Source organism: Desulfolithobacter sp. (assembly GCF_054025815.1).
In genome coordinates this window covers 82,490-90,836 of sequence record NZ_JBPMMS010000021.1, presented here as the reverse complement: position 1 = coordinate 90,836, position 8,347 = coordinate 82,490, and the positions used below count along the sequence as shown (strand labels likewise).

The 8,347-nt window shown below is 56.9% G+C and carries 7 protein-coding genes; all 7 read right to left on the bottom strand.

Going from position 1 to position 8,347, the window contains the following annotated elements:
* Positions 1-14 precede the first annotated feature (14 nt).
* The 7 genes from pnp to ACXJJY_RS06165 all read right to left on the bottom strand — a co-directional run bounded on the left by pnp (position 15) and on the right by ACXJJY_RS06165 (position 8,325).
* Positions 15-2,099 (bottom strand): polyribonucleotide nucleotidyltransferase, encoded by a 2,085-nt coding sequence (gene pnp / locus ACXJJY_RS06195; RefSeq protein WP_456386051.1) that lies wholly within the window; start codon positions 2,097-2,099, stop codon positions 15-17.
* A gap of 373 nt (positions 2,100-2,472) precedes the next feature.
* Positions 2,473-2,742, bottom strand: a complete 270-nt coding sequence (gene rpsO, locus ACXJJY_RS06190; RefSeq protein WP_456386049.1) for a 30S ribosomal protein S15 — start codon at positions 2,740-2,742, stop codon at positions 2,473-2,475.
* 364 nt (positions 2,743-3,106) lie between these two features.
* Positions 3,107-3,877: a tRNA pseudouridine(55) synthase TruB gene (truB, locus tag ACXJJY_RS06185; protein ID WP_456386047.1), complete on the bottom strand. Its 771-nt coding sequence runs from the start codon at positions 3,875-3,877 to the stop codon at positions 3,107-3,109.
* A 2-nt stretch (positions 3,878-3,879) separates the two neighbouring features.
* The gene (locus ACXJJY_RS06180; RefSeq protein ID WP_456386045.1) at positions 3,880-4,875 is read right to left on the bottom strand and encodes a DHH family phosphoesterase; all 996 of its coding nucleotides are present in this window, start codon (positions 4,873-4,875) and stop codon (positions 3,880-3,882) included.
* Entirely contained in the window at positions 4,856-5,257 is a 402-nt protein-coding gene (gene rbfA / locus ACXJJY_RS06175) for a 30S ribosome-binding factor RbfA (protein ID WP_456386043.1), read from the bottom strand. The genes ACXJJY_RS06180 and rbfA overlap by 20 nt, the downstream gene beginning before the upstream one ends.
* 87 nt (positions 5,258-5,344) lie before the next feature.
* On the bottom strand, positions 5,345-8,065 hold the full coding sequence (infB, locus tag ACXJJY_RS06170; protein ID WP_456386041.1) for a translation initiation factor IF-2: 2,721 nt from the start codon (positions 8,063-8,065) through the stop codon (positions 5,345-5,347).
* A complete protein-coding gene (locus ACXJJY_RS06165; RefSeq protein WP_456386053.1) occupies positions 8,062-8,325 on the bottom strand; it encodes a YlxR family protein in 264 nt (87 codons plus the stop codon). The genes infB and ACXJJY_RS06165 overlap by 4 nt, the downstream gene beginning before the upstream one ends.
* Between the last annotated feature and the right edge of the window lie 22 nt (positions 8,326-8,347).

Here is an 8,347-nt window from a genome sequence, read left to right as displayed (position 1 = left end):
AATCTGTTCTGTTTTTATTTTTTTTCTTCCAACGCAGCCTTGCGGCTCAGCCGGATACGGCCACGGTTATCGATTTCCAGGACCTTGACCCGGACGGTATCTCCTTCGTTAAGCACGTCGGTGACCTTGTTGACCCGCCGGTTTTCCAGTTCGGAAATATGGACCATACCATCAGTACCCGGTAAAATTTCGACAAACGCGCCGAAATCTTTGACAGTCTTCACCACGCCCTCGTAGATCCTGCCCACTTCAGGCATGGCGGTCAACTCCTCGATACGGGCAACCAGGCCCTTGGCCGCTTCACCATCGTTGGTGAAGATCTTGACCGTGCCATTATCCTCGACCTCGATCTTGGCATCGAACTCGGCGGTCATCTCCCGGATCACTTTGCCGCCAGGGCCGATGATATCCCGGATCTTATCCGGATTGATCTGCATGGTGATGTACTTGGGCGCATGCTCAGAGAGTGTCCCCCGGGGCTCGGGCAGAGCCTCGGTCATCTTTTCGAGAATATGCAGGCGACCGTCTCGGGCCTGGGCCAGGGCCCGGGTCATCACGTCACGGTCAACTCCATCAATCTTGATATCCATCTGCAGGGAGGTAATACCCCTGGCGGTTCCAACCACCTTGAAGTCCATGTCGCCCAGATGATCCTCGTCACCAAGGATATCGGTGAGCACCACCAGCTTGTCCCCTTCCTTGATCAGTCCCATGGCCACACCGGAGACCGGGGCCTTGATGGGCACACCGGCATCCATCAAGGCCAGCGATCCACCACATACCGTGGCCATGGAAGAAGAGCCGTTGGACTCCAGGACCTCCGAGACGATCCGGATAACATAGGGAAAAGTCTCTTCATCGGGCAATACAGCCTCCAGGCCGCGCCGGGCCAGGGTACCGTGACCGATATCACGCCGGCTGGGGCCACGGAGGAAACGAACCTCGCCGACACAGAACGGCGGGAAATTATAATGGAGCATGAAGTGGCGGTACTCATCGCCGCCGAGCCCTTCCAGGTGCTGTTCATCCCGCTCCGATCCAAGGGTACAGACCACCATGGCCTGAGTTTCTCCACGGGTGAACAAGGCAGATCCGTGGGTACGAGGCAGAGAGCTCACCTCGCAGCTCACCGGCCGCACTTCGTCGAATGCCCGGCCATCCAGCCGCTTGCCCTGATGAACCAGCTGTTCACGCATGACCCGCTTCCTGTAGTCGCTGAGCAGGGAAAAGACCTGGGCCTCGCTCTCGTACTCTTCCTCGTCGAGCTGTTCAAGTACCCGGGCCTTGAGCTCGTCATAGGCCGCACCGCGTTCCATCTTGGCGGCAGTGTTGACCACTTTCTCCATGCCCTCGGCTGCCAGTTCTTCCACCCTGGCCTTGAGGGTCTCATCGATGGCCGGCGGCGTCACCTCCCACTTGGGTTTGCCCACTTCCTCGCGCAGTTTCTCCTGCATGTCAATGAGCGGTTGAATACCCTGATGGGCAAAGAAAATGGCCTCCATGACCACCTCTTCGGACAGCTCACCGGCACTGCCCTCCACCATGACCACAGCGGTACGGGTACCGGCAACCACCAGGTCCATGGCCGATTCTTCCAGCTCACCCCTGGTCGGGTTGAGGATGTATTCGCCGTTTACATAACCCACCCGGGCAGCCGCGACAGGGGTGGTGTAGGGGATGTCCGAGATAATGAGCGCAGCCGAAGCCCCGTTCATGGCCAGGATATCGGGATCGATTTCCTGATCGGCGGAAAAGACCGTGATGATGACCTGGGTCTCGTTCATGTACCCTTCCGGGAACAGAGGGCGAAGAGGCCGGTCGATGAGACGGCAGGTCAACACTTCCTTTTCACTGGGCCGGCCGATTTCGCGGCGGAAATAGCTGCCCGGAATACGACCTGCGGCATAGAGGCGCTCCTGGTATTCGATGGTAAGGGGGAGAAATCCCATGTCCCTGGACTGTTTTTCACCCACCGCTGTCACCAGGACGATGGTATCCCCGCAGGAAACCACTACCGAGCCATTGGCCTGTTTTGCGATTTTTCCAGTTTCGACGGCGATGGTGCGGCCACCGATTTCAGTTTCTACTTTCTTGTACATATACACTCCTTCGGTCGGAAGACAGAAGACAGAGGACAGAAGACAGCGAACTGCTATCTTTTGTTTTCCATCTTATGTCTTCCTGATGTGAAATAAACCAGCCCGGGGGTACAACCACCATGGCTGACCTTGAAAATCAACCTCCGCCCACCCTTGAGCTCAGATGATTTTCCTGCAAAAACCTGAATTGAGCGTTTCACCCATCTGCAAGCAAAAAAGATAAATGTTGCAGGTAAGTAAAGACTCCGGATGGGTGAAACGCTCAATTCAGGAAAAACTTTCCGGAGGCGATGCCCCCGGAGTTTAGATTACATGACGGATAACAATGAAAATCACCATGGAATCATCCAAACTTATGGTGATTTTCAGATAACTACTTACGAATACCGAGTTCCTTGATCAGGCTCCGGTACCGGTTGATATCCTTTCGCTTGAGATACCGTAACAGACTGCGTCTCTGACCGACAAGCTTCAGCAGCCCACGACGGGAATGATGATCCTTGTGATGGGTCCGAAAATGCTCGGTCAGATACTGGATCCGATCGGTGAGCAGAGCGATCTGCACCTCCGGGGAACCGGTATCACCCTCATGAGTTTTGAATTTTTCAATGATTTCTTTCTTCCTGGTTGTGTCCTGTGCCACAATGCACCTCCAATTGTTTTCCTTCTGCTGCCAGGGAAGCCGTTAACGCGCCGGACGCGTTTCCCTCAGCCTCCACAGGAGTCTGGATACCATGCCCTGTCACCCGGACCAGAGGGACGATCCGCAGAGCAATACAATCTCTCTGTCAATCTGCAACAGGTACCTGCTTCAGGTACCATTTTTCAGCTCACCTCCCCTGCTCGGAGACATGGGCTGAAACCTACCACCTGGGATACAAAACTCGATATCATTACTTGCCGCAATCTCTCCTTCATTACAAACCAGACAGGAACGAAAGAGACAACAAAAATCTGCACCAGGACATGGGAACAGGCAGGCGGTCATCACCTTCGCCGGACCACTTCTATGGCAGAGCCGTCTCTGCCTGATCCAATATCTGCAGCACACTCTCAAGCGGCAGCATGGATTCCAGCAGCCGCTCCCGACCCTGCCCGCTCGAGAGTTCAGCAACCGGCAGGCTCCCGGCAACCAAAAACGAGCCGCTCCGTATCCTCCGCAGGGCCACAAGATGAGCTCCACACTCCAATTGCCGACCAATATCTGCCGCCAGAACCCGGATATAGGTCCCGCGGCTGCAAGTAACCGTGACGGTCAATCGGTGAGTCTGCGGATCGTAGTGATTCCGGACAAGAGAGTAAATTTCAATGGCCTTTGGCTCTTTGTCAATCATGATGCCCTGGCGCGCATAATGATAGAGCGGTTTTCCCCTGTGCTTGGCCGCTGAAAAGGGTGGTGGTGCCTGCAGCCCGGGACCGACAAAGCCCTGCAGGACCTGCTCGATGTGTGAGTCATCAAAATCCGGAACCGGACACACGGAAGTCACCCTGCCTTCCGGATCCTGGGTCTCGGTCTCCTGGCCAAGCTGCAGGGTGGCCACATATTCCTTGGTCCCGGCCATAAACCGGTCAATGAGCCGAGTGGCCGGCCGACCAGCACAGACAATGAGCAGCCCGGTGGCAAAGGGATCCAGGGTGCCGGCGTGACCAACTTTCTTTATCCCCAGCAGGCGTCGCACCGTGCGGACCACCGCAAACGAGGTCATACCGGCTGGTTTATCAAGAAGAAACACACCGGCAACCTGTTGCTGCGCTCCGGGGGAGATATCGACCGTCATGCTCAACTTTCCAGTTCCTGCATAAGCAGGGGCAGCAACCGGTCACGAAGTCCGTCCATATCAAAACCTGACTGACGGAAACCTGCGGCATTGCGATGTCCACCCCCTCCGAACCGTGCCGCGACCCTGGCCACATCACAGTGACCCTTGGCCCGCAAACTGACCGAAATCATGTTATCATCGGTCTCCTTGAAAAAAATCGCCACTTCCACAGAGGAGATGGAACGGGCCAGATTGATGAAATTTTCAGTATCCTCGAGGCCCGTGCCGGTCCGCCCGAGCATGGAGCGGGTCACCCTGAGCAGGGCAATACGCTCCTGGTAAAAAGTCTCCAGGGTGGCCAGAACCATTTGCATAAGCCTAAGGCGACCGACGGTATAGTTGTCATACAGACTCTGGGCCACCTTGTCCGGCTGAACACCGCACTCCAGGAGCCGGGATGCCACCTCAAAGGTATGGGCACTGGTGGATTCGTAGTGAAAGGACCCGGTATCAGTAAGAATAGCGGCATAGAGACAGATGGCCGCATTTCTGGACAGCGGCTGGCCCAGAACACAGGCCAGGTCATAGATCATCTCGCCGGTGGAAGATCGGTGCGGTTCGATCCAGGTCAGGTCCCCAAAGCCGTTATTGCCCTTATGGTGGTCGATCACCACGAAAGGACGGGTCTTCATCAGCCAGGGACCGCTCTGGCCGAGCCGCTGCATATCACCACAGTCCAGGGAAACAGCAAGAATATCATCCCCGGCCTCTTCGATAAAACGCTGCACCGCCCCCAGGTCGTTGACCACCTTCTGGGTCTCGGGAAGAAAATCATAAAGATGCGACACCGGTTCCTCGAGGTACCGCACGACTTCCTTGCCCATACCCTCGAGAATAGCGCCAAGCCCCAGCAGGGAACCAAGGGCGTCACCATCCGGGTTGATGTGGGTGGCCAGAACGATATTGGAGGTTTCCCGGATAACCTGGACTACGGAATCAGGAATGCTCGCCATCATCGTTCCTCTGTCGGGCGATCTCAGAAAACAGTTCCTCAAGCCGATCTGCGTCTCTGTTTTCCATGTCCTGGCGAAAAATCAGGTCCGGAGTGTAACGCAGGTTGAGGGTCCTGGCTATATGGGTCCGGAAAAAACCACGGGCCCGTTCCAGTCCCTTGCGCGCTTTGGCCGAGTCTCCCCCCACGGACACGATAAAGAACACCTTTGCCCGCTTCAGGTCCGGAGACATCTCCACACTGGTCACAGTCACCTGGTGCAGCCTGGGATCCCGCACTTTACGAAGCAAAAGCATTGCCAGTTCGCGCTGTATCGCCTCTCCCACCCGCTTGGGACGCGCGCTCTGCGGACGCCCCAGGCCAGGCAGGGTAAAATCAAAATCCATTTGTATGGTCTGCTCGTTATCCAAGTATCTTCAGATGTTGCCTGGACAGGTCCCGGAAAAAACGGAAAGCCGGTCCATCCATGCAGGTTACAAGGTGGCTTCCACCTCGATTGTGGTATAAGCCTCAAGATGGTCACCCACCTTGATATCATTAAAATTTTCCACCCCTATACCACATTCGTACCCGGACTGGACTTCCTTGACATCATCCTTGAAGCGCCTGAGCGAAGCGATCTTGCCGTTGTAGATGACCACCCCGTCCCGCAAGACCCGAACCCCGGCGTTGCGCTCGATCTTGCCATCGATGACAAAGCAGCCGGCAATGGTTCCTACTTTGGGCACCTGGAAAGTTTCCCGGACCTCGGCCGTACCGATCACCTGCTCCTCGTAAGAAGGCTCCAGCATGCCAACCATGGCCTTCTGGATATCCTCAAGGGCGTGATAGATCACATCATAGGACCGTACATCCACCTGCTCCCGTTCGGCCAGTTCCTTGACCTTGACGGTGGGCCGGACATTGAAACCGATGATAATGGCATCCGAAGCGGCCGCAAGATGAATATCGTTTTCCGTGATCGAACCGGTTCCCTCATGGAGGACCCGAACCCGGACCTCATCAGTGGAGAGTTTTTCCGCTGCCTGGCCAAAGGCCTCAAGAGTACCCTGAACATCGGCCCGGAGGATAATGCGCAGTTCCTTAACCTCCTGCTCGGCAATCTTTTCAAAAAGATTATCCAGCGAGACCTTGGACGCCGACGCCAGCTCGGTTTCCCGGGCCTTGAGCTGCCGGGAGGCAGAAACCGACTTGGCCATCTTCTCGTCCTTGACCACGACGAACTCGTCACCGGCCGAAGGTACACCGGACAGTCCCTGAACCTCCACCGGCATGGACGGTCCTGCTTCCCGCACCTGCTCACCACGATCATTGGTCAGGGAACGGACCTTGCCCGAATAGAGTCCGGCGACAAAATAATCCCCGACCCGAAGCGTTCCTTCCTGGATCAGAACAGTGGCCACCGGACCGCGCCCCTTGTGGAGCTGGGCCTCGATCACCGTTCCGCGGGCCTTACGGCCGGGATCTGCCTTGAGCTCCAGGATCTCCGCCTGCAGCTGAATATTTTCCAGCAATTCATCGATGCCGATATTTCGTTTAGCCGAGGTTTCGCAATATATGGTATCCCCTCCCCACTCTTCTGGAATCAGCCCGAATTCACCCAGTTCCCGCTTGACCCGTTCCGGATCGGCATTGTCCTTGTCGATCTTGTTGACCGCGACGACAATGGGCACGCCGGCCGCCTTGGCATGGGCGATAGCCTCCCTGGTTTGATCCATGACCCCGTCATCGGCGGCCACGACCAGGACCACAATATCGGTAACCTGGGCTCCGCGGGAACGCATCTCGGTGAAGGCGGCATGCCCCGGGGTATCGACAAAGGTGATCCCACCCGAAGGTGCCTGAACATGATAGGCACCAATATGCTGGGTAATCCCGCCCGCCTCGCCCGAGGCCACATCGGTCTTGCGGATGGCATCCAGGATGGAAGTTTTACCATGGTCAACATGACCCATGACCGTGACCACCGGCGAACGCGGCTTCTCCTCGCCCCCCTCTTCCTGCTCCTGGAGCTGCATGATTTCTATCTCTTCAGTCATGCCCTGCTCGACCTCGTAGCCAAAGTCGGCAGCCACCAGGGTAGCGGTATCCACATCAAGGGACTGATTGACCGTGGCCATGACTCCAAGCCCCATGAGCTGGGCAATCACCGCACTGGCCTTGACGCCCATTCGTTTTGCAAGATCACCCACGGTGATGGTTTCAAAAACCTTGATCCGTTTCTTGATAGCCTTGGTCTCGGCGGCAGGTGCCGAAGGTGCCTTGTCGTTCCGGGCGCCGCCTTTTTTCTTCTTCTTGCGATAACGGACAAATTCAGCCTCGTCCCCGCGGCTGAAGTCCACCTTGCGGCCTTTGCGGCCACTTTTCTTCCGCGGCTTGCCAAATCCATTGACGCCGTCGGAGTCGACCACGGCCTTCTTCTTGCCCTTGCCCTTGCCCGCAGGCCTGGCAGCAGCCCCTGGACCGGCATCGGTCATGGCAGGTTGTGCACCGGTCTGGGATCGACTGGTGCGGCGCTGGGACCGAGGACGCTCGGGTTCGACCTTGATATCAACTTTGCCAACCACCCTGGCCAACCCCTTGGCCCGCTTGACCTCCGGCTTCCTGACCGGCTGAGCCAATGATTCCTCAACGTCGGGCCGGGCAGCACCAGCGACCTCTTTGCCGGTGGTTTCGGGAGTTTCTTCCCGGGGTTCCTCGCCGGAAACCTCTCCGGCACCAGCTGGCTCCTCAGGCTCCGAGGCAATATCTTGTTCAGCCTCGGGCACTGCGCCTTCCTCCACTGTTTCACCTTCCGCGGGAACTGCCCGGGTTTTGCCTTCTTCACTGATCTCCGGCTCCGCAGTCCTCTCCTCTGCGCCAGCGGTCTCTTCCTCCTCCCGGGTGGCCTGGGCTGCAAGCAGCTCCTCTTCAGCCTTGCGGGCGGTTTCTTCCTTCTCCGCCCTGGAACGGCGCCGGACCGTGGTGACTTTCGTCCTGACGACAGCAGGTTTTTTCCTGACCGTAATCCGCTCTTCTCCGACCTCAATAGAACCAGAGCCAAACACCTTGCGGCGAATCTCGGCGGCCGTAGCCTCGTCAACCGTTGAGCTATGGCTTTTGATCGGATAGCCCAACGCTATCAGCTTGTCAGCCAGCTCTTTACTTTTGAAACCAGCCTCTTTGGCCAGCTCGTAAACACGGACCCTGCTCATCTATTACTCCCGTCAAACTCTTGGCTTTCCCGAGAAATTTTTCTTCTCAAAATGCCCTTGTCAAGCTGAAGCCGCAATGCCTGCTTCAGTATTTTCATGTTCTTCTTTTTCACAAGCCGCGCACGGCACACGCTGTTCTCGCAGCAGTATACACCGCGGCCCGGCATGTTGCCCGAGGCATCTTCCCTGATTTCACCATGATCCCAGACAAAACGAACCAGTTCCTGTTTCGGCGCCCGCCGTCCACAGCCACGGCACATGCGAATCGGCACATGCCCCCGC

What these genes read in the sequence shown, in the direction of transcription:
- infB (WP_456386041.1), bottom strand. Translation starts at nt 8,065, where the DNA reads ATGAGCAGGGTCCGTGTTTACGAGCTGGCCAAAGAGGCTGGTTTCAAA.
- ACXJJY_RS06180 (WP_456386045.1), bottom strand. Translation starts at nt 4,875, where the DNA reads ATGATGGCGAGCATTCCTGATTCCGTAGTCCAGGTTATCCGGGAAACC.
- pnp (WP_456386051.1), bottom strand. Translation starts at nt 2,099, where the DNA reads ATGTACAAGAAAGTAGAAACTGAAATCGGTGGCCGCACCATCGCCGTC.
- rbfA (WP_456386043.1), bottom strand. Translation starts at nt 5,257, where the DNA reads ATGGATTTTGATTTTACCCTGCCTGGCCTGGGGCGTCCGCAGAGCGCG.
- truB (WP_456386047.1), bottom strand. Translation starts at nt 3,877, where the DNA reads ATGACGGTCGATATCTCCCCCGGAGCGCAGCAACAGGTTGCCGGTGTG.
- ACXJJY_RS06165 (WP_456386053.1), bottom strand. Translation starts at nt 8,325, where the DNA reads ATGTGCCGTGGCTGTGGACGGCGGGCGCCGAAACAGGAACTGGTTCGT.